Below are 21213 nucleotides of genomic sequence, written 5' to 3'. Positions count from 1 at the left end.
GCGACGTTGCGATTGTCTTCGCCCGCCTGATTCGCGCAGCCGAAGATCACTTCCTCGACGGCGTTCCAGTCGACGTCTTTATTGCGCTCCATTAGCGCGCGCAGCGGCACGGCGCCGAGATCGTCGGCACGCACCGACGACAGCGCGCCCGCATAGCGGCCGATCGGGGTACGAATCGCGTCACACAAAAATGCTTCTTTCATTAGTGTCTCCAGTTATCGGGATCAGGCGGCTTCAGTCAGGGGCGCGTATTGCAGCGGCACCTTGGCGAGCTGCTGGAGTTCCTCGAAGGTCAGCCCCTCGACCATTTCGCGCACGACGAAGCCTTCCGGTGTCACATCGAACACGGCGAGATCGGTGTACACGCGATTCACGCAGTTGACGCCGGTCACCGGATACGAGCATTCGTCGACGAGCTTGCTTTCGCCCTGCTTCGTCAGCAGTTCCATCATCACGTAGACCTGCTTCGCGCCGATCGCGAGATCCATCGCGCCGCCGACGGCCGGAATCGCGTCGGGCGCGCCGGTGTGCCAGTTCGCGAGATCGCCCTTCGCCGACACCTGGAACGCGCCGAGCACGCAAAAATCAAGATGGCCGCCGCGCATCATTGCGAACGAATCGGCGTGGTGGAAATAGGCGCCGCCTGTCAGCAGCGTGACGTGCTGCTTGCCGGCGTTGATGAGTTCGTCGTCTTCCTCGCCTTTCGCGGGCGCCGGGCCCATGCCGAGCAGGCCGTTTTCGCTGTGCAGGAAGATTTCGCGGTCCGCGGCCAGATGGTTGGCGACGAGCGTCGGCACGCCGATGCCGAGGTTCACGTACGCGCCTTCGGGAATGTCGAGCGCGACGCGCTTCGCCATTTCGTCACGAGTCAGTTTTTTCATGGCTTTTCCTTATCTCTCAGGCTGCAAGTTCGGCTTGATGGACGGCTTGCGGCACTTCGACCACACGCTGCACGAAGATGCCCGGCGTGACGATGTTCTCGGGATCGAGTTCGCCCAGTTCGACGATCTGCGACACCTGCACGATCGCCGTCTTCGCCGCGCTCGCCATGATCGGCCCGAAGTTGCGCGCAGTTTTACGATAGACCAGATTGCCCCAGCGGTCGCCCTTGAATGCCTTGATCAACGCGAAATCCGCGTGCAGCGGCGCTTCGAGCACGTACTGCTTGCCGTCGATCAGGCGCGTTTCCTTGCCTTCCGCGAGTTTCGTGCCGAAACCGGTCGGCGTGAAGAATCCGCCGATGCCCGCGCCCGCCGCGCGAATCCGCTCCGCCAGATTGCCCTGCGGCACGAGTTCGAGCTCGATTTCGCCCGCACGGTAGAGCGCGTCGAAAATGTGCGAATCGGCCTGGCGCGGGAACGAACAGATGATCTTGCGCACGCGCTTCGCCTTCAGCAACGCGGCCAAGCCAGTTTCGCCGTTGCCGGCGTTGTTGTTGACGATCGTGAGCTCGCGCGCGCCCTGCTCAATGAGCGCGTCGATCAGTTCGGACGGCATGCCCGCCGTGCCGAAGCCGCCGATCATGATGGTCGCGCCGTCGTTCACATCCTTCACCGCCGACGCCAGCGAGTCGAAAATCTTGTTGATCATGCCGTTCCTCTCCTGTGTCGGCCACAGTTGGCGCTTCAGCGCTTACTGTGGCCCCATGTAGAACATGTCGATGAGAGTTAGCGCTTTAGCGCTTACTCTCATCCCATGCAGAGCATGTTGGCCACAGTTGGCGCTGTCGGCGCTTACTGTTCCCCCATGCAAGATGGTTGGTACGAGTGCTCCGGATCGAACGAAACGATGCCGGCGCCGCAACCCGGGTTAACCTGCTTGTCTGAAAATGTTCGTCATGCGAACATGGATTCGATTAGCGAACAACGAGATCTTATTACTGCATTCGTTGTCGTGTCAACGAACTACGGGTATTCACCGACTGGCTGGTTCGACTTCATGAAAAACGATCCGCTCAACTCGTCCGACACCGACGAAACGTCGCGCCCCGGCGACTCCTACGTGCAGTCGTTCGCGCGCGGGCTCGCCGTGATCCGCTCGTACGACGCGGGCCGCCCCGCGCAGACGCTGACCGAAGTCGCGGCCGCGTCAGGTCTCACACGCGCCGGCGCCCGGCGCATCCTGCTGACGCTGCAGGCGCTCGGTTACGTCGAAGCCGACGGACGCCTCTTCCAGCTTACGCCGAAGATCCTCGACCTGGGTTTCGCCTATCTCACGTCGATGCCGTTCTGGAATCTGGCCGAGCCAGTGATGGAGGAACTCGTCGAGCAAGTGCATGAGAGCTGCTCGGCGGCGGTGCTGAACGGCACGGACATCGTCTACGTGCTGCGCGTGCCGACGCACAAGATCATCACGCAGAACCTGTCGATCGGAAGCCGGTTGCCGGCGTTCTGCACGTCGATGGGCCGCATGCTGCTCGCCGCACTCGACGACGACAAGCTCGACGCCGTCCTCGATTCCAGTGCCCTCACCGCCCGCACGCCACGCACCGTCACCGACAAAGCGGCGTTGAAGGAAGCGATCGGCGTCGTGCGCAGCCAGGGCTGGGCGATCGTCGATCAGGAACTGGAGGAAGGGCTGATTTCGATGTCGGCGCCGATCCGCGACCGGCAGGGGCGCATCATCGCGGCGCTCAATCTCAGCGGGAACGCGCAGCGAAAGAGCGCGAAGCAGATGGTGAAGGCGTATCTCGAACCGCTGCAGGCGGCGGCGGTACGCGTCTCGGAGATGGTCGCGCGGCGCGGATAAACGCCACTATTCGCGATCGTGAATCCGGCGTTACCCTCTATCTCGCCCACCGATAACGCCGCGCGCATGAACGACCTCGATCTGAACCTCATCCCGTATCTCGTCGCCATCGAGGAAACGCGCAACGTGAGCCGCGCCGCCGAGCGGCTCGGCGTAAGCCAGCCGCGCGTGAGCACCGCGCTCGGACGGCTGCGCGAGTATTTCAACGATCCGCTCTTCGTGCGCACGTCGCGCGGCATGGAGCCGACGCCGCGCGCGCTCGCGCTTGTACCCGCCGCGCGCGAGGCGCTGAGCCGTATCGAGCGCGGCCTCCTCGACACGCAGCACTTCGACCCCGCCACCACGAGCGACACGTTTTCGATCGCCCTTTCCGATGTTGGCGAGATCGTCTTTCTGCCGCGCCTGCTGCAAGCGCTTTCGGTCCAGGCGCCGCACGCGAATCTGCGTTCGGTGTCGCTGTCGCACGGCGATGTCGAACGCGGACTCGAAGCCGGCGACGTCGATCTAGCCGTCGGCTATTTCCCCGACCTCTCCGGCAACAATTTTTTCCAGCAACGGCTCTTCTCCCATCGATTCATCTGCCTGATGCGCCGCGATCATCCGTTCGCGAGCGGCCCGCTTACCCTCGAACGGTTCATCGAATGCGGACACGCCGTCGTGCGCGCCGAAGGACGCAGCCAGGAAATCCTTGAGAATTTTCTCGACAAACAGCGCATCCGCCGACGCGCCGTGCTGGAAACACCTCATTTCATGAGCTTGCCGTTCATCCTTTCCCGGACGGATCTCATCGCGACGGTGCCGCACGCGATCGGCTTTGCCTACGTGGCCGAACACGCGTCGATCACGCTCGCCGAGCCGCCACTGCCCTTGCCGCGCTTCGATCTGCGGCAGCACTGGCATCGCAAGTTCCACAACGACGCCCGCACGATGTGGCTGCGCGGCGTGGTCGCGTCGCTCTTCAACGACGCGCTCGATGAATGGCCGAAATGAGCCCGAGTTGCGGCTAGAATGACCCTTTTATTTCCATGCAGGAAATGATCGATGGATGCGCTGACCAGCCTGCGCGTGTTTCGCGAGGTCGTCGAGGCGGGAAGTTTCGTGAAGGCCGCCGAGCGGCTCGACATCTCGACCGCGATGACGAGCAAGCACGTCGCGAATCTCGAACGCCAGCTCGGCGTGCGCCTGCTCAACCGGACGACGCGCCACCTGAGCCTGACCGAAGCCGGCAGCGTGTATTTCGAGCAATGCAGCGAGGCACTCGACATCCTGCAAGCGGCGGAGGCGGCGGTTGGGACGCAGACTGCACATCCGCAGGGCGTGCTGAAGGTGACGGCGCCGGGCTGGTTCGCGACGCGCAAGTTCGCCGATATTCTCGTCGCGTACCGGCAGCGCTATCCGGACGTGCTCGTCGACTTGCGGCTGGAGAACCGCTTCGTCGATCTGGTGGAAGAAGGCTACGACATGGCGCTCCGGGCGACTTCGGAGCCATCGCCTTCGCTGATCGTGCGGCCGCTCTGCAAGGTGCCATTCGTGCTGTCGGGCGCGCCGGCCTATCTTGAACGGCACGGCAACCCGCGCCATCCCGACGACCTCGCCCGCCATCAAATCATCCTTCCGACCTACACCAATATCGAGATGGTCGAACTCACCGGACTGGACGGCACGTTCGCGGTGAAGAATCACGCGGTGCTGAAGACCAACGACACGTCGATGTCGCTGCAACTCGTGCTCGCGGGACTCGGGCTCGCGTACTTCCCCGAGTGGATCGTGGCGGCGGAACTGGCGTCGGGCGGACTCGTGCGCGTGCTGCCGGACTACGCGGCGTTCGCGCCATCGGTCTACGCCGTCTACACGAGCCGCAAATACATGACGACGAAGGTGCGGACCTTCATCGATTTCCTGTCCGAGTCGCTAGCCGACCGGCCTGTTCATTTAGGATAACTCGTATTCAAGCGCGCCCTCCGGCATGTGATGATCCCGCCCGATTTTCGCCTCTTGCGTGCGCTTTAAGCGATCGACGGAGGCGACGGCCATCACCCTTCAACTGCCAAGCGGGCGCGCGATGAATTTTCCCTGGTTTCCACTGTGTCTCAATTTCCTGCTGCTGGGCGCCGCGGTATTTATCTGCGACAGGATCAACGCAAGTCAACGCGAGGTGAGATGGAACGGCGCGCTGATGTTCGTCGGCTTCTGCCTGCTCGCGATGACGCTCGATCTGCTCTTGACGAGCATATTTGCGTCGGTACCGGCTACAGATCGGATGAACTATGTGAATCTTGCGTCGCGGTCGGCTTGGACCGAGCGCGTGATCGCCTACCTGATTCCGTGCGCGGTGGGCGTGTTCCTCGCGATGCGGTTCCGTCAACGTCAACATCGAAGCGATGGCCCGGTGCGCATCCAGACGTCGGACTATACGCACTCGGAGCTGTCGGTTTGACGAGGACCACTTTGCTGCGATTCGATATGCGAAGCGTGATTGCGAAAGTCGCCCGATGGGTTCTCAGCACCAAAGTGGTCTGATATAATTTCGCTCTTTCGGGGCGTAGCGCAGCCTGGTAGCGTACCTGCATGGGGTGCAGGTGGTCGGAGGTTCAAATCCTCTCGCCCCGACCAGAAATTAAGGCCTTACGGATGCAAGTCCGTAAGGCCTTTTGGTTTTTGCGGCGCGTTTTCAGAGCACGAAAGAAAACGCCGCGACTCACGTCACGGCGTCTCGCATTCATTAGGCAACTCAGCTATTCCGCCGCTGACCCTCCAAGCAGATCGATCACCTGCAGGATCTCTTTCCTCAGCGCCTCGACATCAACCGAGGCCTGCGGGGACGCCTCCACCTTCACCTCATCAGCATCATCAGCCTCGACGCCGTTCGCGCGCCCATGCGAATCAAGCCGATTGCGCGCGCCGTTGATCGTGAAGCCCTGCTCGTAAAGCAACTCGCGAATACGCCGGATCAGCAGCACCTCATGATGCTGATAATACCGACGATTGCCGCGCCGCTTGACCGGGCGCAACTGCGTGAACTCCTGCTCCCAATAACGCAGCACATGCGGTTTCACGCCGCATAGCTCGCTGACTTCACCGATCGTGAAGTAGCGCTTGGCCGGGATCGGAGGCAAGACGACTTTTTCCATCGTCAATCAACCATCGTGGTGAGTGTCGCAGAGGCGCTGGTTTACAACGAACGGCAGCGCAGTCCGTTCGTCAGCGGCCGAAGCTGGTTTCCGCGCCGGTTTCCACCAGCGCCTTCAACTTCTGACTCGCGTGAAACGTGACGACACGGCGCGCGGCAATCGGAATCGCTTCGCCGGTCTTCGGATTGCGACCCGGGCGCTGCGGTTTGTCGCGCAACTGGAAGTTGCCGAAGCCGGACAGCTTAACGCTGTCGCCGCTTTCGAGCGCGTCGCGAATGACTTCGAAGAAGGCTTCGACCATGTCTTTCGCTTCGCGCTTGTTGAGTCCGACGTGGTCGAACAGCATCTCGGCCAGTTCGGCTTTCGTGAGCGTCGGCGTCTCGTTGGACACCGCGCCATTCGAAGTCGGGATATCTCGGATCATGGCGCTGCGTTGCGCCGAAAGAAGGGCTTCGAAATCACTCGAGTTCATTTGGTTCATATCAGAAAAATGGCGTGACGATTAAGACGGAGGGGCCAATCAAAGGCTATCCGCGCAACCGCGCGCCATGTACTCGAGCCAAGCGATCCACCAGCGTTTTGATGGCCGTTTCGACCGTTTCGTCCTGAAGCGTCCCGCCAGTATCTTGCAACGTTACACGGAAGGCAAGGCTTTTCTCGTGCGCCCCCAAACCACCGGAAGTGCTTGATTTTGGACGAAATTCATCGAACAGCGCAACCCTCGTGACGGTCTTGCAGGCGGGCTCGGAACGGGCGTTTTCGAGCTCGTCGAGGAGCGTCTGGACCGCGACTTTCTGATCGACCACGATCGCGATATCACGCCGCACCGGCGGAAATTTCGACACTTCCGAGGGCACGGGCAGCGCGCGCGCCATCAACGCGTCGGCTTCGATTTCGAAGAGGATCGGCGCCTGCGGAAGATCATATTTTTGCAGCCAGCGCGGATGAAGCTCGCCGATCCAGCCGACCTTGCGTCCATCGATTTCGATACGCGCGCTGCGTCCCGGATGCAGCGCGGAATGCTCGGCCTTCACGAAGCGCGGCACGACCGGCGCGAAGAGCGCTTCGATGTCGCCCTTCACGTCGAAGAAATCGACGGGACGCGACTGCGCGCCCCACTGCTCATCGAGCGCCGGCCCGTAAGCGAGACCACCGATCATCTTCGGCTGCGCGAAGCCTTCGACGGCCAGGTCGCCCGCCTTGATCGACGGATCGTGCAGGAACACGCGGCCCGCCTCGAACACGCGAATGCGATCCGCGCGACGGTTCAGGTTGTAGCGCAGCACGCTGATCAGGCTGCCGAAGAGCGTCGTGCGCATGACCGACAACTGGCTCGCGATCGGATTGATCAGCCTGACCGGGTTGTCGTTGCCCGCGAAATCCTGCTCCCACTCGGCATCGACGAAGCTGAAATTCACCGTCTCCGAGTAGTCGCGCGCGGCGACCGCGTGACGGATCGCGTGGATCGACCGCTTCGTCTCATTGGTCGGGCGCATCTCGCTCGTAGCGACCGGCGGGCGCGCTGGAATCTTCTCGAATCCGTAGATGCGCGCAACTTCCTCGATCAGGTCCTCTTCGATCTCGATGTCGAAGCGATACGCCGGCGGTGTCACGGAAAACGTGTCGCCGTCGCGCTCGAACGCGAGGCCGAGTCGCGTGAAAATCTGTGCGATCTCGTCGGCATCGATCGGCACGCCGATGATCCGATGCGCGCGCGCGATGCGCATCTCGACCGGCGCGCGCGTCGGCAGGTTGACGATCTGGTCGTCGACCGGGCCGGCCTTTCCGCCACAGATGTCGAGGATCAATTTCGAGATGCGCTCGATATGCTCGACGGTCGTCGAGTAGTCGACGCCGCGTTCGAAGCGATGCGCCGCGTCGGTCGAGAAGTTGTACTTGCGCGCGCGGCCGCGGATCGCGTCCGGCCACCAGAACGCGGCTTCGAGATAGATGTTGGTCGTGTCGAGCGAGACGGCCGTGCTGTCACCGCCCATGATGCCGGCGAGGCTTTCGACGTGCCGGTCATCGGCGATCACGCCGACGGTCTCATCGAGTTCGACCGTGTTGCCGTTCAACAGTTTGAGCGACTCGCCCCTGCGGCCCCAGCGCACTTCGATGCCGCCGTGGATCTTGTCGAGATCGAACACGTGCGTCGGACGGCCGAGTTCGAGCATCACGTAATTCGAGATATCGACGAGCGCGGAAATGCTGCGCTGGCCCGAGCGCTCGATGCGTTCGACCATCCATTGCGGCGTCTCGGCGTGCGCGTTCACGCCGCGAATCACGCGGCCCGAAAAGCGGCCGCAGAGGTCCGGCGCAAGGATCTTCACGGGCAGTTTTTCATCGAGCGTGGCGTCGACCGGCGGCATGTCGAGCGCCTTGAGCGGTGCGCCGGTGATCGCCGCGGTTTCGCGCGCGACGCCGAATACCGACAGGCAGTCCGCCTTGTTTGGCGTGAGCTTGATCTCGAAGACGGTGTCGTCGAGATTGAGCGTCTCGCGGATATCCTGGCCGATCGGTGTATCGGCGGGCAGGGTCAGGAGACCGCTGTGATCCTCCGACAGCTTCAGCTCGCGCGCCGAGCACAGCATGCCCTGGCTCTCGACGCCGCGCAGCTTCGAGAGCTTGATCGCGAACGGCACTCCGCCCGCTTCCGCCGGCGGCAACTCGGCGCCGACCAGCGCGACCGGCACCTTGATGCCCGGCGACACGTTCGGCGCGCCGCACACGATGTTGAGCGTCTCGCCCGTGCCGGCATCGACCTGACAGACATTGAGCTTGTCCGCGTTCGGGTGCCTCGCGACCTCGAGCACCTGCCCGACGACGACCTTCGTGGTCGGCGGCGCAACCGGCTGCAAGCCTTCGACTTCGAGACCGGCCATCGTCAGCGCGTGGGACAGTTCGTCGGTGGAGAGAGTCGGATCGACGAAACTTCTGAGCCAGGATTCAGGGAATTGCATGTGTGTCTACGTTCGAAATGAGGGGTGTCTGCGCCCGGCTTCGTGCACGCCGGGCACCGTGGGCAAAAACCGCTTTAAGCGAATTGCCGCAGGAAACGCAGATCGTTTTCGAAGAAAAGGCGCAGGTCCTGCACGCCGTAACGCAGCATCGTCAGGCGCTCGAGCCCGCTGCCGAACGCAAAGCCGATATAGCGCTCCGGGTCGAGGCCCATGTTGCGGATGACGGTCGGGTGAACCTGACCGGAGCCCGAAATCTCGAGCCACTTGCCGGCGTTCTTGCCGTGTTCGAACATCATGTCGATCTCCGCCGACGGCTCCGTGAACGGGAAATACGACGGCCGGAAGCGCACGAGAATATCGTCGCGCTCGAAGAATTTCCTGAGGAAGTCGGTGTAGACGCCTTTCAGGTCCGCAAAGCTGATGTTCTCTTCGATCCACAGGCCTTCGACCTGGTTGAACATCGGCGAATGCGTGGCGTCGCTATCCACGCGATATGTGCGGCCCGGCACGATCACCTTGATCGGCGGCTTGTTCATGCGCGCGTAGCGCACCTGCATCGGGCTCGTGTGCGTGCGCAGAAGGAGCGGCCGGCCGTCGGCATCGTTGCCGTCGACGTAGAACGTGTCCTGCATCGAACGCGCCGGATGGTTTTCGGGGCTGTTCAACGCGGTGAAGTTGTACCAGTCGGTTTCAATCTCGGGGCCGTCGGCCACGTCGAAACCAATCGTGCTGAAGATCTGCTCGACGCGCTCCCACGTGCGCATCACCGGATGCAGCGTGCCGGCGCCGTTACCGCGCCCGGGCAGCGTCACATCGATGGCTTCGGCCGCGAGCCGCTGGTTGAGCAGCACATCGGCAAGCGCCTGACGGCGCGCGTTCAGCGCGGCTTCGACCTTGCCCTTGACGACGTTGATGCGCGCGCCCTCGGTCTTGCGCATGTCGGGATCGAGCTTGCCGAGGCCCTTGAGCAACTCGGTGAGCGCACCCGATTTGCCGAGAAAGCGCGCCTTCTCGTTTTCGAGCGTGGCGACATCGGAGGCGTTTTCAAAGGCGCTTTGCGCGTCGGCGACAATCTGATCCAGGTCCATTGATCCCATCATTTCAACGTCGTAGTTCAACTGCTTAACTGAACGGGCGAACTCGCGTGCAAATCCGCTCGACCAACGAAAACGGGGCTCGGTGAGAGCCCCGTTTTCTGTCGCCGCGTCACCGAAACTACCGGATCTCCGCGACGACTGACCACGCAGTACTAATTTCGCAATTAGGCTGCAACGGCGGCTTTCACCTGCTTGACGATCGCAGCAAAAGCAGCCTTGTCGAACACAGCCATGTCAGCCAGAACCTTGCGGTCGAGTTCGATCTGGGCCTTCTTCAGGCCGTTGATGAACACGCTGTAGGTCATGTCGTGCTGACGCACCGCTGCATTGATACGCGTAATCCACAGTGCGCGGAACACACGCTTCTTGTTGCGGCGATCGCGATAGGCGTATTGCCCGGCGCGCATGACCGCTTGCTTGGCGATGCGATAGACGTTATTGCGACGGCCGCGGTAACCCTTGGCCAGCTTGATGACTTTCTTGTGACGGGCCCGTGCGGTAACCCCACGTTTTACTCGAGGCATGTTGCCCTCCTATGAGTTTCGGTTAAGGGTTAGGCGAACGGCAGCATTGCGCGCACGGAGCTCAGATCGGAATCATGAACAGCCGTTGAGCCACGCAGATGGCGTTTGTTCTTGGTGGTTTTCTTGGTAAGAATGTGGCGCTTGAAGGCCTGACCGCGCTTGACGGTACCGCCCGGACGCACCACGAAGCGCTTTGCAGCACTCTTCTTGGTCTTCATCTTCGGCATGAAACTACTCCAATTATTAGATGGTCATGGGTGTGCGGTTGATCCAGCGATCCTGTCCCGCCCTTCGAAACCCAAGAACCACTTGTGTGCGGACGATTTGAAACCGCCGCATTTTCATGAGTGACGACGCTCTTCCGACGTCACCCTGAAACCTGCCCGATGCCGCGCCAAACAAGGCGCGATCCATCGATTACTTCTTTTTCTTCGGCGCCAGAACCATGATCATCTGGCGGCCTTCCATCTTCGGCATCTGCTCGACCTGACCGAATTCGTCGAGGTCCGTCTTCAGACGTTCGAGCATGCGCATGCCGATTTCCTGGTGGGCCATTTCGCGCCCACGGAAACGCAACGTGATTTTCGTCTTGTCGCCGTCTTCGAGGAAACGCGTGAGGTTGCGCAGTTTCACGTTGTAGTCACCGTCATCGGTGCCCGGCCGGAACTTGACTTCCTTGACCTGAACGATCTTCTGCTTGAGTTTCGCCTCGTGCTGCTTCTTCGCTTCCGAGTACTTGAACTTGCCGTAATCCATCAAACGGCAGACAGGCGGCACAGCCTGCGGCGCGATTTCGACGAGATCCACGTCCTGCTGTTCCGACATGCGGAAAGCATCGGCGAGTTTCACGATTCCGAGCGGCTCGTTGTCCACTCCGACCAAGCGCACCTCGGGTGCGGAAATTTCACCGTTGATGCGATGCGACGACTTATCAGTAGCGATGTTACGTTTCCTCTAAAAATTAAAAAACAAGCCGCGCTGCGGGTGGCCTTACTTGAACGATTGCACGTCCTGCTGCAAACGATCGAGAAATGCGCCGACCGGCATGGAACCCAGATCGACACCGCCACGAGCACGCACGGCTACGGTATGCGCCTCACGCTCCTTGTCACCGACAACCAGCAAATACGGGATCTTCTGAAGCGTGTGCTCGCGTATTTTATAGCTAATCTTCTCATTGCGCAAATCGCTCTCTACTCTAAGCCCTTGTTTTTGCAACGATTGGGCCACTTCGCGAGCATAATCGGTCTGATTTTCGGCGATATTCAGGACAACCGCCTGCACCGGCGCGAGCCAGGAAGGCATTGCACCGGCATGGTGCTCGATCAGGATGCCGAGGAAGCGCTCCATCGAGCCGACGATCGCTCGATGCAGCATCACCGGACGCTTGCGGCTGTTGTCCTCCGACACGTACTCCGCGCCGAGACGCTCCGGTAACACCATGTCGAGCTGCAGCGTGCCGCATTGCCACGAACGGCCGAGCGCATCCTTGATGTGATATTCGATCTTCGGGCCGTAGAACGCGCCCTCGCCCGGCAATTCTTCCCATTGCAGGTCGCACGCGGTCAGCGCGTCGCGCAGGCCCTGTTCGGCGCGATCCCAGATTTCGTCGGTGCCGGCGCGCTGGTCCGGACGCAACGCCAGCTTGATGCCGATGTTGTCGAATCCGAAATCCTTATAGACGCTCATGGCGAGCGTGTTGAAGGCGATCGATTCCGAGATGAACTGATCTTCGGTACAGAAAATGTGAGCGTCGTCCTGGACGAAGCCGCGCACGCGCATCAGCCCGTGCAGCGAACCCGACGGCTCGTTGCGGTGGCACGAACCGAACTCGGCATAACGCAGCGGCAGATCGCGATACGAACGCAGCCCGTGGTTGAACACCTGCACGTGACCCGGGCAGTTCATCGGCTTGATCGCGTAGTCGCGCTTCTCCGACTCGGTCGTGAACATGTTTTCACGATAGTTCTGCCAGTGGCCCGAGGCTTCCCACAGCGAGCGGTCCATGACCATCGGGGTCTTGATTTCGAGATAGCCGGCGGCGTTCACGCGACGTCGCATGTATTGCTCGACCTGCTGCCAAAGCGACCAACCCTTCGGATGCCAGAACACCATGCCCGGCGCCTCGTCCTGCAGGTGGAAGAAGTCGAGTTGCTTGCCGAGCTTGCGGTGATCGCGCTTCTCGGCTTCTTCGAGCATGTGCAGGTAGGCTTCCTGGTCTTCTTTCTTGGTCCAGGCGGTGCCGTAGATGCGCTGAAGCTGCTCGTTCTTCGAGTCGCCGCGCCAATATGCGCCCGCGACCTTCATCAGCTTGAAGACCTTCAGCTTGCCAGTCGACGGCACGTGCGGGCCGCGGCACAGATCGGTGAAGCCGCCGTGCGAATAGAGCTTGATCTCGTCGCTGGCCGGGATCGATTCGATGATCTCCGCCTTGTACTTCTCGCCGATGCTCTTGAAGTACGCGACCGCTTCATCGCGCGAAACCACGCGGCGCGACACCGGCTCGTCCTTTTTCGCCAGTTCCTGCATGCGCTTTTCGATCTTTTCGAGATCTTCGGGCGTGAAGGGACGGCTGTACGCGAAGTCGTAGTAAAAACCGTTGTCGATGACCGGGCCGATCGTGACCTGCGCTTCCGGGAAAAGGTCCTTCACCGCGTACGCAAGCAAGTGCGCCGCGGAGTGGCGGACGATGTCGAGGCCTTCGGCGTCCTTCTCGGTGACGATGGCCAGCGACGCATCATGGTCGATCAGCGCCGACGTATCGACGAGTTCCCCGTCCAGGCGGCCGCCCAGCGCGGCCTTGGCCAGACCCGCGCCAATCGAGGCCGCGACTTCCGCGACCGTCACCGGGTGGTCGTACTGTCGGACCGAGCCGTCGGGCAAGCGTATCGAAACCATTTCATTCTCCAGGACGCCGGCGTGCGGCGATCGAGTTCAATCAGCGATGCCTCTTGTTGAACGCGAGGCAATAAAGCAAAAAGGCAAAAAAAATGCGGCCCCACGAATCGAGGGGCCGCATTCACTTTCATACAAACCACAAGGGCGAAAGAGGTCCTCGACTAGCGTCGCTCCGAAGTTGTTTCGGTCAACGTTCGCGGTGCCATCTCTTTGTTCGCCTTTAGCGCCGAAGCGCTTACTGCGGTTTTGAAACCCCGGCGAACCGGGGTTTCGCTTTCGTTGGTAGGCTCGATTGGACTCGAACCAACGACCCCCACCATGTCAAGGTGGTGCTCTAACCAGCTGAGCTACGAGCCTGAAGAAACGAAATTATATGGACCGTTTTGATTCTTGGCAAGTGTTTTTATGCAGCGGCTGTGAAAAAGTTCGTCGATACGTTTAACTTTCTGGAAAATACGCTTCAAATTCAAAGTCTTAGGCGCGCGCAAAACGGCGCCTCAAGCCCGCCGCGAAGCACGAATCACGCCCTGGACCTCGCCGAGCAGCGTGCAGGCGCGTTGAATCTGCGCCGCATTCGACACCTCCACCGTGAACTGCATGTACGCAATATTGCGTCGGCTCTGGCTCTTCACGCCGATCACGTTGATCTTTTCCCGTGCGAATACTTCGGAGATGTCACGCAGCAGGCCCTGCCGGTCGCTCGATTCCACCGCGAGATCGACCGGATAAACGGACGAGCCGCGCCCGCCCATCACGTCGGCGGACCAAGTGGTGTGCAGCACGCGCTCCGGCGAGCGCTCGGCCATGCGCTTGAACGTCGCGCAGTCGCTGCGGTGGATCGACATGCCCTTGCCGCGCGTGACGAAGCCCGCGATCGGATCGGGCGGCGCCGGGCGGCAGCAGCGCGCGAGTTGCGTCAGCAACGCATCGACGCCGACGACCAGCACGCCCGCCGACGCCCCTTGCGCCACGCTCTGTCCGCTGCTGCGCTTTTCGAACTGCGCGGGCGCCTCGGGTTCAGGCTCGGGCGGCGGCGTGTCCTTGAGCGCATGCTCGATGTTGCGCAGGCTGAACTCTTCCTTCGCGACGAGCGCGTAGAGCTCCTCGGGCGTCTTGAACCCAAGCTTGGCCGCGAGCTGATCGAGATTGACCGACGTCCTGCCTTCGCGCTGCAGCGTCTTTTCGACGATCGCGCGGCCCGCCGTGATGTTCTCTTCGGCCTCGACCGAGTTGAACCACGCGCGCACCTTCTGCCGTGCACGCGCGCTATGCAAATAGCCGAGCTGCGGATTGAGCCAGTCACGCGACGGGCCGCCCTCCTTCACCGCGACGATTTCCACCGTCTGGCCGTTCTGCAGCGGCGTGTTGAGCGGCACCATCGCGCCGTCGACGCGCGCGCCGCGACACCGGTGTCCCAGTTCACTGTGCAGGTGATAGGCGAAATCGACGGCGGTCGCGCCCTGCGGCAACGCAATCACGCGTGCTTGCGGCGTGAGTACGTAGATGTGGTCGTCGTCGAGCGTGGCGTCGCGCAGTTGCTGCCAGCCGCCGGGCCGCTCGGCATCCGATACGTCGTCTTTCCAGGCGAGCAATTGCCGCAGCCACGCGATCTTTTCGTCGTACTTTTCGCTCGCCGTCACCTGGCCGGCGTAGGCGCGCGTGCCCGCTTCCTTGTAGCGCCAATGCGCCGCCACGCCGTACTCGGCGAACCGGTGCATCTCGTGAGTGCGGATCTGGACTTCGAACGCGCGGCCGTCGTCGCCGATCACGACCGTGTGCAGCGACTTGTAGCCATTCGGCTTCGGACGCGAGATGTAGTCGTCGAATTCTCGCGGCACCGGCTGCCACAGGTTGTGCACGATGCCGAGCACGGTGTAGCAATCCTTGATGTCGTCGACGATCACGCGAAACGCGCGCACGTCGTTGAGCTCCGAGAAATCGAGCTCCTTGCCGCGCATCTTCTTCCAGATGCTGTAGATATGCTTCGGCCGGCCGCTCACCTCGGCGTTGATGTGCGCCGTCGCGAGCTCGGTCTGCAGCCGCGCGATCGCGCTCGTCACGTACGACTCGCGCTCGACGCGCCGCTCATCGAGCAGCTTCGCGATGCGCTTGTAGGTGACGGGGTCCTCGAAGCGGAACGCGAGGTCTTCGAGTTCCCACTTCAGTTGCCAGATGCCCAGGCGGTTCGCGAGCGGCGCATAGATTTCGAGCGTCTCGCGCGGCACGTCGCGCGACGGCTCCAGCTTGTGCGCCGCGTAGTAGCGCAGCGACTGCACGCGCGACGCGAGCCGGATCAGCACGACGCGGATGTCCAGCGCGAACGCGAGGAACATCTTGCGCAGCGCCTCGACCTGCGCTCGGCGCGCCGCCTGCGCGTCGCGGCCAGTTTCGGGCAGCACCGCCTGCGTTGCGCGCGAACTGACGGAGCCGAGCCGCGCGAGCTTCCTCACGTCGCTGACGAGTGCCTCCACCTCCGGCCCGAAGCGCTCGGCGATCGCGCGCGACGGATCGTCGAGATGCGGCGCCAGCGTGAAGAGCGCCGCCGCCGCGACCGCCTGCGCATCGATGTTGAGCGACTGAACGATGCGCGCCGTGCCGACCGCGTGGTCGACGAGCGCCTCGCCGCTCACGAGCCGCGCGTCGCCCGCGTGCTCGCGAACGAACGCGAGCGCGTCGTCGAAGGACGGCTCGGGCAACAGTTCGGGGGAGACGGCGGTATCGGTCATGCCTGCGACCTGACTGCTAACGCTTTAGCTGCGCTGCGCCGCCACCACCACGACTTCGACGAGGCACGCCGGATTCGCGAGCTTCGCTTCGACGGTGGCGCGCGGCGGCGTGTTGCCGGCGGCGACCCAGGTGTCCCACAGCGCGTTCATCGCGGGGAAATTGGCCATGTCGGAGATGTAGATCTGGACCGACAGCAGGAGCGACTTGTCGCTGTTCGCTTCTTCCAGCAAACGGTCGATGTGGCCGAGCACTTCGCGAGTCTGGCCGGTGATGTCCTGCTCCGTGTCTTCGGCGATCTGGCCCGCCAGATACACCGTGCCGTTATGAATGGCGATCTCGGAAAGACGCGCGCCGACGTGATGACGAGTGACTGCCATGAGTGTCCCTTTTCTGTGGGCGCGCCCGGGATAAGCGCGACACCGAGCCCAATATTATGCCCCGTCCGCTTTGTTTTCGAGAAAGAACCGCCGGGCGACGTCGATCTGGTCCGGCGACAGAAACGCCGGCGCGTGGCCCACCCCCGGCGCCTCGTAACTGCTCGCCGCCTGGCCGCGCGCGACCATTTGCTCGACCGTTTCGCGCGACAGCAAGTCCGACGTTTCGCCGCGCACGACGAGCACCGGCGCCTTTATCGAGACAAACGAGTGCCACAGGAACGCCTCGCCGGCAGCATTGGTTTCGTCGGTTGCGGCGGCAAACGGCAGCGCGATGCCCGGGTCGTAGCGAAAGCCCCAGCGGCCCTCGCGCTCGCGCAAGAGCGGCGTGTTGATCGCGGCCCATTCTTCGGCGGTCAGCGGCCCGAAGGTCGCCGCGAGCGCCGCCGCGTGGACGATGCCTTCGTCGAGCGTTGCGAAATCGGTGGACTTGCCGAGGTATTGGCCGATGCGCTCCAGCGCCACCCGTTCGATATGCGGCCCGACGTCGTTCAGCAGGAGCTTGTGGATCGGCGAATTCGGCAGGCCTGCGAACGCCATGCCGATCAGCCCGCCCATCGACGTGCCGAACCAGTCGACGGTTTCCACGTTCAGCCGCGCGACGAGCGTCACCATGTCGGCGACGTATTGCGGGATGCCGTAATACTTAGGGTCGGCGAGCCAGTCGGAAAGGCCGCGCCCCGCGACGTCCGGACACACCACGCGGTATTCGCCGCACATCGCCTCGGCAACCTTGTCGAAGTCACGCCCCGAGCGCGTCAGGCCATGCACGCAGACGAGCACGCGCGGATTGGCCGGATCGCCCCACTCGGTGTACGCCACGCGATGCAGCCCGGCGGGACTCGCGCACTGCACGTAGCGCTGGCGCGGGCCGAAAGCTTCGGAGGGAGTGGACGCTGCGGCTTCGACGATAGACGTGGACATTGGATTTCCTCGGATGGAGTCGAATCGATTGTAAACAGATTGCCAGCGGCGTTTCGACCGCTCAAAAACCGTTGGCCGAACGGATAAGGCGTGTGCAAGAAAAAACGGGCGAAGCCTTCGCTTCGCCCGCTCTCAATGAAAAAAACCTCAGTTGCTTACTTCACGCCGCTCACATCCAGCGGTGCGCCGGTCTTCTGCTGAATCTCTTCCGCGGTGACGCCGGTCGCCAGTTCGACGACCTTCAGCCCGTTCTCGGTCACGTCGATCACGCCCAGATCGGTGATGATCCGGTTCACGACGCCCACGCCCGTCAGCGGCAGCGTGCATTCCTTGAGGATCTTGTGCTGGTCGCCCTTCGCGACGTGCTCCATCAGCACGACCACGCGCTTGACGCCCGCCACGAGGTCCATGGCGCCGCCCATGCCCTTGATCATCTTGCCCGGGATCATCCAGTTCGCGAGATCGCCCGTCTTGCTGATCTGCATCGCGCCGAGAATCGCCAGGTTGATGTGGCCGCCGCGGATCATCGCGAACGAATCCGCCGACGAAAAGATCGACGAGCCCGGCAGCGTAGTGACCGTCTGCTTGCCGGCGTTGATGAGGTCGGCGTCGACTTCTTCTTCCGTCGGCGACGGCCCGATGCCGAGCAGCCCGTTCTCCGACTGCAGCCACACTTCCACGCCCGGCGGAACGAAGTTCGCCACGAGCGTCGGCAGGCCGATGCCGAGGTTCACATAAAAGCCGTCCTGCAATTCCTGCGCCGCGCGGGCGGCCATCTGATCACGATTCCATGCCATGGTCATTCTCCTTTCGCGCGGACGATGCGTTGTTCGATACGTTTCTCGGGGTTCGCGTTCAGCACGATGCGCTGCACGAAGATGCCCGGCGTATGGATCGCGTCCGGATCGAGTTCGCCCGTCTCGACGATTTCCTCGACTTCGACCACGGTGATCTTGCCGGCCATCGCGCACATCGGGTTGAAGTTGCGCGCCGTGCGGCGGTAGATCAGGTTGCCCGACTTGTCGGCCTTCCATGCCTTGACGAGCGCGACGTCGGCGGTCAGCGAATGTTCGAGCACGTAGTGATTTTCACCGAACTGGCGCGTTTCCTTGCCGTCCGCGATGATCGTGCCGAAGCCGGTGTTCGTGAAAAAAGCGGGAATGCCCGAGCCGCCCGCGCGCAGTTTTTCGGCGAGCGTGCCTTGCGGCGTGAATTCGAGTTCGAGTTCGCCGGCGAGGTATTGCCGCTCGAATTCCTTGTTTTCGCCCACGTATGAAGAAATCATCTTCTTGATCTGGCGAGTCTCGAGCAAGAGACCGAGGCCGAAACCGTCGACGCCCGCGTTATTGCTGATGCAGGTGATGTCCTTGACGCCCGAGTCGCGCAACGCGGCGATCAGGGCTTCCGGAATGCCGCACAGCCCGAAGCCGCCGACGGCAAATGTCTGACCGTCCTTGACGATGCCATCGAGCGCCTCTTTGGCGCCGGGATAGACCTTGTTCATCTGTTTGTCCCTTCCATGATGTGAACCCACTGTGAATCGGCTTTTTGCCGCTGCACTTCGCTCTCAGCGGCGTTTTGGTGTGTCCAGAGAGTACGACGGCGCGTCGATCCGGCACAATACGCAAAAATACATAAGCAATCGCCGCGCCGTTTTGCTTCCGAAGCGGTATCTCGCGGTTCACCTCATCGAAAATGCCCGAACTGGATTACCAAACAGCCTTCCATCTTGCGCCCGTCGGACTGGTTTTGTCGCGCGAAAGGATCATCGAGGATTGCAACGAGCAGCTTTGCGCGATCTTCGGCGCGCCGCGCGAGGCGTTGATCGGGCAGTCGTTCCAGGTGCTCTATCCGTCGCCGGACGAATTCGAGCGGATCGGCGAGCGGATCGCCGCGCTGATGGCGGCTCAAGGCAACTACGCCGACGACCGCATCATGAAGCGCGAAAACGGCGAACTGTTCTGGTGCCACGTGACGGGCCGCTCGCTCGATCTGGCGGCGCCACACGCGGCGGGCGTCTGGACATTCGAGGACTTGAGCGCGACGCGGCGGGTCGCAATCGAATTGACGCCGCGCGAGCGGGAAATCGCCGCGCAGCTCGTGACAGGCAAGACCAGCAAGCAGATCGGCCGGGTGCTGGATATCAGCGCGCGCACCGTTGATATCTATCGTGCGCGGCTGATGAGGAAGTACGAAACGCGTAACGCTACCGAACTGCTGCAGCGCCTGCTGGGAACCTAAAGTGTGACGGGCGTCGCCGTCTCGATCGTATGGCGCAGCAAGTCGGGAATCGACACCGATTTGCCCGCCGCGTAATCGATCCAGACGCATTTCGCGGCGCCCTTCGCAAAGAGCGTGGCGCGATCGTCGGCGCGATAAAGCTCGAAACGCGTGTCGAAACTGCTGCGGCCCGGCTTGCCAACCGACATCCGGCCGATGATGTCGCCCGGATAGTGAAGCTGCTTCAGAAATTCCATCGATGCGTTGACGATCACCGGCCCCTGCCCCTCGCCGTTGCCGCCTGCGATGCCGATCTGCTCGAACCACGAGATCCGCACCTGCTCCATGTAGCGAAAATAGACCGTGTTGTTGACGTGCCCGAAGGCGTCCATGTCGCCCCAGCGGATCGGCATCGACATCTCAAAAACTGTGTGGAACCCGCTTTCGTCGCTCATTGCTGCTGTCCGTAAATCTCGAAAAAATCAGAGGGAAAAACCGTCGTCGGCGGAGATCACCGAGCCGTTGATGAACTGCGATTCGTCGGCGCACAGGAGCAGCAGGAGGCCGTCGAGGTCTTCCGGCTTGCCGACGCGGCGCCGCGGCAGCAGCGACATCAGCTTCTGGCCCTGCTCCGTCTTCCAGTGATGGTGGTTGATCTCGGTATCGATGTAGCCGGGGCAGATCGCGTTCACGTTGATGCCGTGGCGGCCCCATTCGAGCGCCATCGCCTTCGTCATCTGGACGACGGCTGCCTTGCTCATCGCATAGAGGCCAATCTGCGGAAACACGCGCAGCCCCGCCACCGACGCCACGTTGATGATCCGGTATCCCGGCTTCGACGTGCTGCTGCCGCGCATGATCATGCGTTTCGCGACTTCCTGCGCGACGAAAAACGCGCCGCGTGTGTTCGTGTCGAAGACGAATTCGAAGTCGGCGGGGGTGACGTCGGTGAGCTTTTGGGTTGTCGAAACACCCGAGTTGTTCACGAGGATGTCGATGGTGCCCGCTTCCGTCTCCGCATGCGCGACGGCGGCCTTGATGCTTTGATAATCCGTGACATCGAGCGCGACGACGTGTGCCGCGCCGCCCGACGCCTCGATTTCAGCGCGCAACTCCTTTAACCGCTCGGTACGGCGGCTCGCAAGCACGACCTTCGCCCCCGCTTGCGACAACACCTGCGCGAAACGCTTGCCCAGCCCGCTGGAGGCGCCGGTGATCAGCGCGACCTTGCCTTCCAGGTTGATCGAACGGCCCATTGTGATTCCCTTTTTGTTCGGTTGATCCAGCCGCACCTGCTCAAAAATGCAGCACGGCGATGCAATGTTCTGTTACGCTATCACGAAATAGCACGATCGTTCTAATTGAAGGAGGGTTGGTTGCACCCTCCGGAGCCATCGCTGACAATACGCGATCCCCGAGAAAAGCATTCTAACGGTACATAGGAGCATTGCATGACCCCGGAGAGTCTCATCGAGCAGTACGGTCCGCGCGAGTCGATGGAATATGACGTCGTGATCGTTGGCGGTGGCCCGGCTGGACTGTCGGCGGCT

General features: G+C 62.0%; 23 protein-coding genes and 2 tRNA genes. 6 read left to right on the top strand and 19 right to left on the bottom strand.

The features are described 5' to 3' along the window. From AWB67_RS29750 to AWB67_RS29740, 3 genes are all read right to left on the bottom strand, one after another. Positions 1 to 203: thiolase family protein (locus AWB67_RS29750; RefSeq protein WP_510183508.1), on the bottom strand; the 203-nt coding region annotated here is incomplete at its 3' end. 21 nt (positions 204 to 224) lie between these two features. Beyond that, the gene (locus AWB67_RS29745; RefSeq protein WP_087659739.1) at positions 225 to 881 is read right to left on the bottom strand and encodes a 3-oxoacid CoA-transferase subunit B; all 657 of its coding nucleotides are present in this window, start codon (positions 879 to 881) and stop codon (positions 225 to 227) included. A 16-nt stretch (positions 882 to 897) separates the two neighbouring features. Continuing rightward, on the bottom strand, positions 898 to 1590 hold the full coding sequence (locus AWB67_RS29740) for a 3-oxoacid CoA-transferase subunit A (protein ID WP_087659738.1): 693 nt from the start codon (positions 1588 to 1590) through the stop codon (positions 898 to 900). Positions 1591 to 1938: 348 nt separating this feature from the next. Between AWB67_RS29740 and AWB67_RS29735 the strand changes: the two genes are divergently transcribed. The 5 genes from AWB67_RS29735 to AWB67_RS29715 all read left to right on the top strand — a co-directional run bounded on the left by AWB67_RS29735 (position 1939) and on the right by AWB67_RS29715 (position 5361). Further along, positions 1939 to 2748, top strand: coding sequence for an IclR family transcriptional regulator (locus tag AWB67_RS29735; protein WP_087659737.1), 810 nt, complete (start codon positions 1939 to 1941; stop codon positions 2746 to 2748). Between the two features lie 66 nt (positions 2749 to 2814). Next, a complete protein-coding gene (locus AWB67_RS29730) occupies positions 2815 to 3738 on the top strand; it encodes a LysR family transcriptional regulator (protein WP_087659736.1) in 924 nt (307 codons plus the stop codon). A 51-nt stretch (positions 3739 to 3789) separates the two neighbouring features. Further along, the gene (locus AWB67_RS29725) at positions 3790 to 4689 is read left to right on the top strand and encodes a LysR family transcriptional regulator (RefSeq protein WP_087659735.1); all 900 of its coding nucleotides are present in this window, start codon (positions 3790 to 3792) and stop codon (positions 4687 to 4689) included. Between the two features lie 121 nt (positions 4690 to 4810). Next, the gene (locus AWB67_RS29720) at positions 4811 to 5185 is read left to right on the top strand and encodes a hypothetical protein (RefSeq protein WP_087659741.1); all 375 of its coding nucleotides are present in this window, start codon (positions 4811 to 4813) and stop codon (positions 5183 to 5185) included. A 99-nt stretch (positions 5186 to 5284) separates the two neighbouring features. Continuing rightward, positions 5285 to 5361 (top strand) — tRNA-Pro (locus AWB67_RS29715). A 122-nt stretch (positions 5362 to 5483) separates the two neighbouring features. Here the strand turns inward: AWB67_RS29715 and AWB67_RS29710 are convergent. From AWB67_RS29710 to AWB67_RS29640, 14 genes are all read right to left on the bottom strand, one after another. Next, the gene (locus tag AWB67_RS29710; protein ID WP_087659734.1) at positions 5484 to 5879 is read right to left on the bottom strand and encodes a MerR family transcriptional regulator; all 396 of its coding nucleotides are present in this window, start codon (positions 5877 to 5879) and stop codon (positions 5484 to 5486) included. A gap of 70 nt (positions 5880 to 5949) precedes the next feature. After that, positions 5950 to 6360: an integration host factor subunit alpha gene (locus AWB67_RS29705; protein WP_087659733.1), complete on the bottom strand. Its 411-nt coding sequence runs from the start codon at positions 6358 to 6360 to the stop codon at positions 5950 to 5952. Positions 6361 to 6406: 46 nt separating this feature from the next. Beyond that, entirely contained in the window at positions 6407 to 8839 is a 2433-nt protein-coding gene (pheT, locus tag AWB67_RS29700) for a phenylalanine--tRNA ligase subunit beta (protein WP_087659732.1), read from the bottom strand. A 74-nt stretch (positions 8840 to 8913) separates the two neighbouring features. Further along, positions 8914 to 9927, bottom strand: a complete 1014-nt coding sequence (pheS, locus tag AWB67_RS29695; RefSeq protein ID WP_200822337.1) for a phenylalanine--tRNA ligase subunit alpha — start codon at positions 9925 to 9927, stop codon at positions 8914 to 8916. A gap of 173 nt (positions 9928 to 10100) precedes the next feature. After that, positions 10101 to 10460 carry a 50S ribosomal protein L20 gene (gene rplT, locus AWB67_RS29690; protein ID WP_062637433.1) on the bottom strand — a complete coding sequence of 120 codons (360 nt, stop codon included), beginning with the start codon at positions 10458 to 10460 and terminating at the stop codon, positions 10101 to 10103. A 29-nt stretch (positions 10461 to 10489) separates the two neighbouring features. Then, complete coding sequence (rpmI, locus tag AWB67_RS29685; protein WP_087659731.1) at positions 10490 to 10687, bottom strand: 50S ribosomal protein L35; 198 nt, start codon at positions 10685 to 10687, stop codon at positions 10490 to 10492. A 190-nt stretch (positions 10688 to 10877) separates the two neighbouring features. Continuing rightward, on the bottom strand, positions 10878 to 11402 hold the full coding sequence (gene infC, locus AWB67_RS29680; RefSeq protein ID WP_087659730.1) for a translation initiation factor IF-3: 525 nt from the start codon (positions 11400 to 11402) through the stop codon (positions 10878 to 10880). A 48-nt stretch (positions 11403 to 11450) separates the two neighbouring features. After that, on the bottom strand, positions 11451 to 13358 hold the full coding sequence (gene thrS / locus AWB67_RS29675) for a threonine--tRNA ligase (protein ID WP_087659729.1): 1908 nt from the start codon (positions 13356 to 13358) through the stop codon (positions 11451 to 11453). Positions 13359 to 13638: 280 nt separating this feature from the next. Continuing rightward, a tRNA-Val gene (locus AWB67_RS29665) sits at positions 13639 to 13715 on the bottom strand. A 140-nt stretch (positions 13716 to 13855) separates the two neighbouring features. Continuing rightward, positions 13856 to 16084: a RelA/SpoT family protein gene (locus AWB67_RS29660; RefSeq protein WP_087659728.1), complete on the bottom strand. Its 2229-nt coding sequence runs from the start codon at positions 16082 to 16084 to the stop codon at positions 13856 to 13858. Positions 16085 to 16108: 24 nt separating this feature from the next. Then, the gene (locus AWB67_RS29655) at positions 16109 to 16462 is read right to left on the bottom strand and encodes a RidA family protein (protein ID WP_087659727.1); all 354 of its coding nucleotides are present in this window, start codon (positions 16460 to 16462) and stop codon (positions 16109 to 16111) included. Between the two features lie 54 nt (positions 16463 to 16516). Then, positions 16517 to 17443, bottom strand: coding sequence for an alpha/beta fold hydrolase (locus AWB67_RS29650; protein ID WP_087659726.1), 927 nt, complete (start codon positions 17441 to 17443; stop codon positions 16517 to 16519). 155 nt (positions 17444 to 17598) lie between these two features. After that, positions 17599 to 18240: a CoA transferase subunit B gene (locus tag AWB67_RS29645; RefSeq protein ID WP_087659725.1), complete on the bottom strand. Its 642-nt coding sequence runs from the start codon at positions 18238 to 18240 to the stop codon at positions 17599 to 17601. 2 nt (positions 18241 to 18242) lie between these two features. Beyond that, complete coding sequence (locus tag AWB67_RS29640) at positions 18243 to 18947, bottom strand: CoA transferase subunit A (RefSeq protein ID WP_087632133.1); 705 nt, start codon at positions 18945 to 18947, stop codon at positions 18243 to 18245. Positions 18948 to 19138: 191 nt separating this feature from the next. On the opposite strand from AWB67_RS29640, the gene AWB67_RS29635 reads away from it, so the two are divergent. Continuing rightward, positions 19139 to 19684: a LuxR C-terminal-related transcriptional regulator gene (locus tag AWB67_RS29635; RefSeq protein WP_087659724.1), complete on the top strand. Its 546-nt coding sequence runs from the start codon at positions 19139 to 19141 to the stop codon at positions 19682 to 19684. Here AWB67_RS29635 and AWB67_RS29630 read toward each other — a convergent pair. Continuing rightward, positions 19681 to 20118 carry an acyl-CoA thioesterase gene (locus AWB67_RS29630; protein WP_087659723.1) on the bottom strand — a complete coding sequence of 146 codons (438 nt, stop codon included), beginning with the start codon at positions 20116 to 20118 and terminating at the stop codon, positions 19681 to 19683. The genes AWB67_RS29635 and AWB67_RS29630 overlap by 4 nt on opposite strands. Before the next feature lie 27 nt (positions 20119 to 20145). After that, complete coding sequence (locus AWB67_RS29625) at positions 20146 to 20919, bottom strand: SDR family oxidoreductase (protein WP_087659722.1); 774 nt, start codon at positions 20917 to 20919, stop codon at positions 20146 to 20148. Positions 20920 to 21213: the final 294 nt, after the last annotated feature.

This window comes from Caballeronia terrestris, assembly GCF_001544515.1.
GTDB classification, from domain to species: domain Bacteria; phylum Pseudomonadota; class Gammaproteobacteria; order Burkholderiales; family Burkholderiaceae; genus Caballeronia; species Caballeronia terrestris.
Note: the sequence above shows the minus strand (reverse complement) of the source record. Positions and strands in the feature narration are given on the sequence as shown.

Bases quoted from the DNA above. Each gene is read 5' to 3' on its own strand.
- AWB67_RS29745 (WP_087659739.1), bottom strand. From the start codon at position 881: ATGAAAAAACTGACTCGTGACGAAATGGCGAAGCGCGTCGCGCTCGAC.
- AWB67_RS29740 (WP_087659738.1), bottom strand. From the start codon at position 1,590: ATGATCAACAAGATTTTCGACTCGCTGGCGTCGGCGGTGAAGGATGTG.
- AWB67_RS29735 (WP_087659737.1), top strand. From the start codon at position 1,939: ATGAAAAACGATCCGCTCAACTCGTCCGACACCGACGAAACGTCGCGC.
- AWB67_RS29730 (WP_087659736.1), top strand. From the start codon at position 2,815: ATGAACGACCTCGATCTGAACCTCATCCCGTATCTCGTCGCCATCGAG.
- AWB67_RS29725 (WP_087659735.1), top strand. From the start codon at position 3,790: ATGGATGCGCTGACCAGCCTGCGCGTGTTTCGCGAGGTCGTCGAGGCG.
- AWB67_RS29720 (WP_087659741.1), top strand. From the start codon at position 4,811: ATGAATTTTCCCTGGTTTCCACTGTGTCTCAATTTCCTGCTGCTGGGC.
- AWB67_RS29710 (WP_087659734.1), bottom strand. From the start codon at position 5,879: ATGGAAAAAGTCGTCTTGCCTCCGATCCCGGCCAAGCGCTACTTCACG.
- AWB67_RS29705 (WP_087659733.1), bottom strand. From the start codon at position 6,360: ATGAACCAAATGAACTCGAGTGATTTCGAAGCCCTTCTTTCGGCGCAA.
- pheT (WP_087659732.1), bottom strand. From the start codon at position 8,839: ATGCAATTCCCTGAATCCTGGCTCAGAAGTTTCGTCGATCCGACTCTC.
- pheS (WP_200822337.1), bottom strand. From the start codon at position 9,927: ATGGACCTGGATCAGATTGTCGCCGACGCGCAAAGCGCCTTTGAAAAC.
- rplT (WP_062637433.1), bottom strand. From the start codon at position 10,460: ATGCCTCGAGTAAAACGTGGGGTTACCGCACGGGCCCGTCACAAGAAA.
- rpmI (WP_087659731.1), bottom strand. From the start codon at position 10,687: ATGCCGAAGATGAAGACCAAGAAGAGTGCTGCAAAGCGCTTCGTGGTG.
- thrS (WP_087659729.1), bottom strand. From the start codon at position 13,358: ATGGTTTCGATACGCTTGCCCGACGGCTCGGTCCGACAGTACGACCAC.
- AWB67_RS29660 (WP_087659728.1), bottom strand. From the start codon at position 16,084: ATGACCGATACCGCCGTCTCCCCCGAACTGTTGCCCGAGCCGTCCTTC.
- AWB67_RS29655 (WP_087659727.1), bottom strand. From the start codon at position 16,462: ATGGCAGTCACTCGTCATCACGTCGGCGCGCGTCTTTCCGAGATCGCC.
- AWB67_RS29650 (WP_087659726.1), bottom strand. From the start codon at position 17,443: ATGTCCACGTCTATCGTCGAAGCCGCAGCGTCCACTCCCTCCGAAGCT.
- AWB67_RS29645 (WP_087659725.1), bottom strand. From the start codon at position 18,240: ATGGCATGGAATCGTGATCAGATGGCCGCCCGCGCGGCGCAGGAATTG.
- AWB67_RS29640 (WP_087632133.1), bottom strand. From the start codon at position 18,947: ATGAACAAGGTCTATCCCGGCGCCAAAGAGGCGCTCGATGGCATCGTC.
- AWB67_RS29635 (WP_087659724.1), top strand. From the start codon at position 19,139: ATGCCCGAACTGGATTACCAAACAGCCTTCCATCTTGCGCCCGTCGGA.
- AWB67_RS29630 (WP_087659723.1), bottom strand. From the start codon at position 20,118: ATGAGCGACGAAAGCGGGTTCCACACAGTTTTTGAGATGTCGATGCCG.
- AWB67_RS29625 (WP_087659722.1), bottom strand. From the start codon at position 20,919: ATGGGCCGTTCGATCAACCTGGAAGGCAAGGTCGCGCTGATCACCGGC.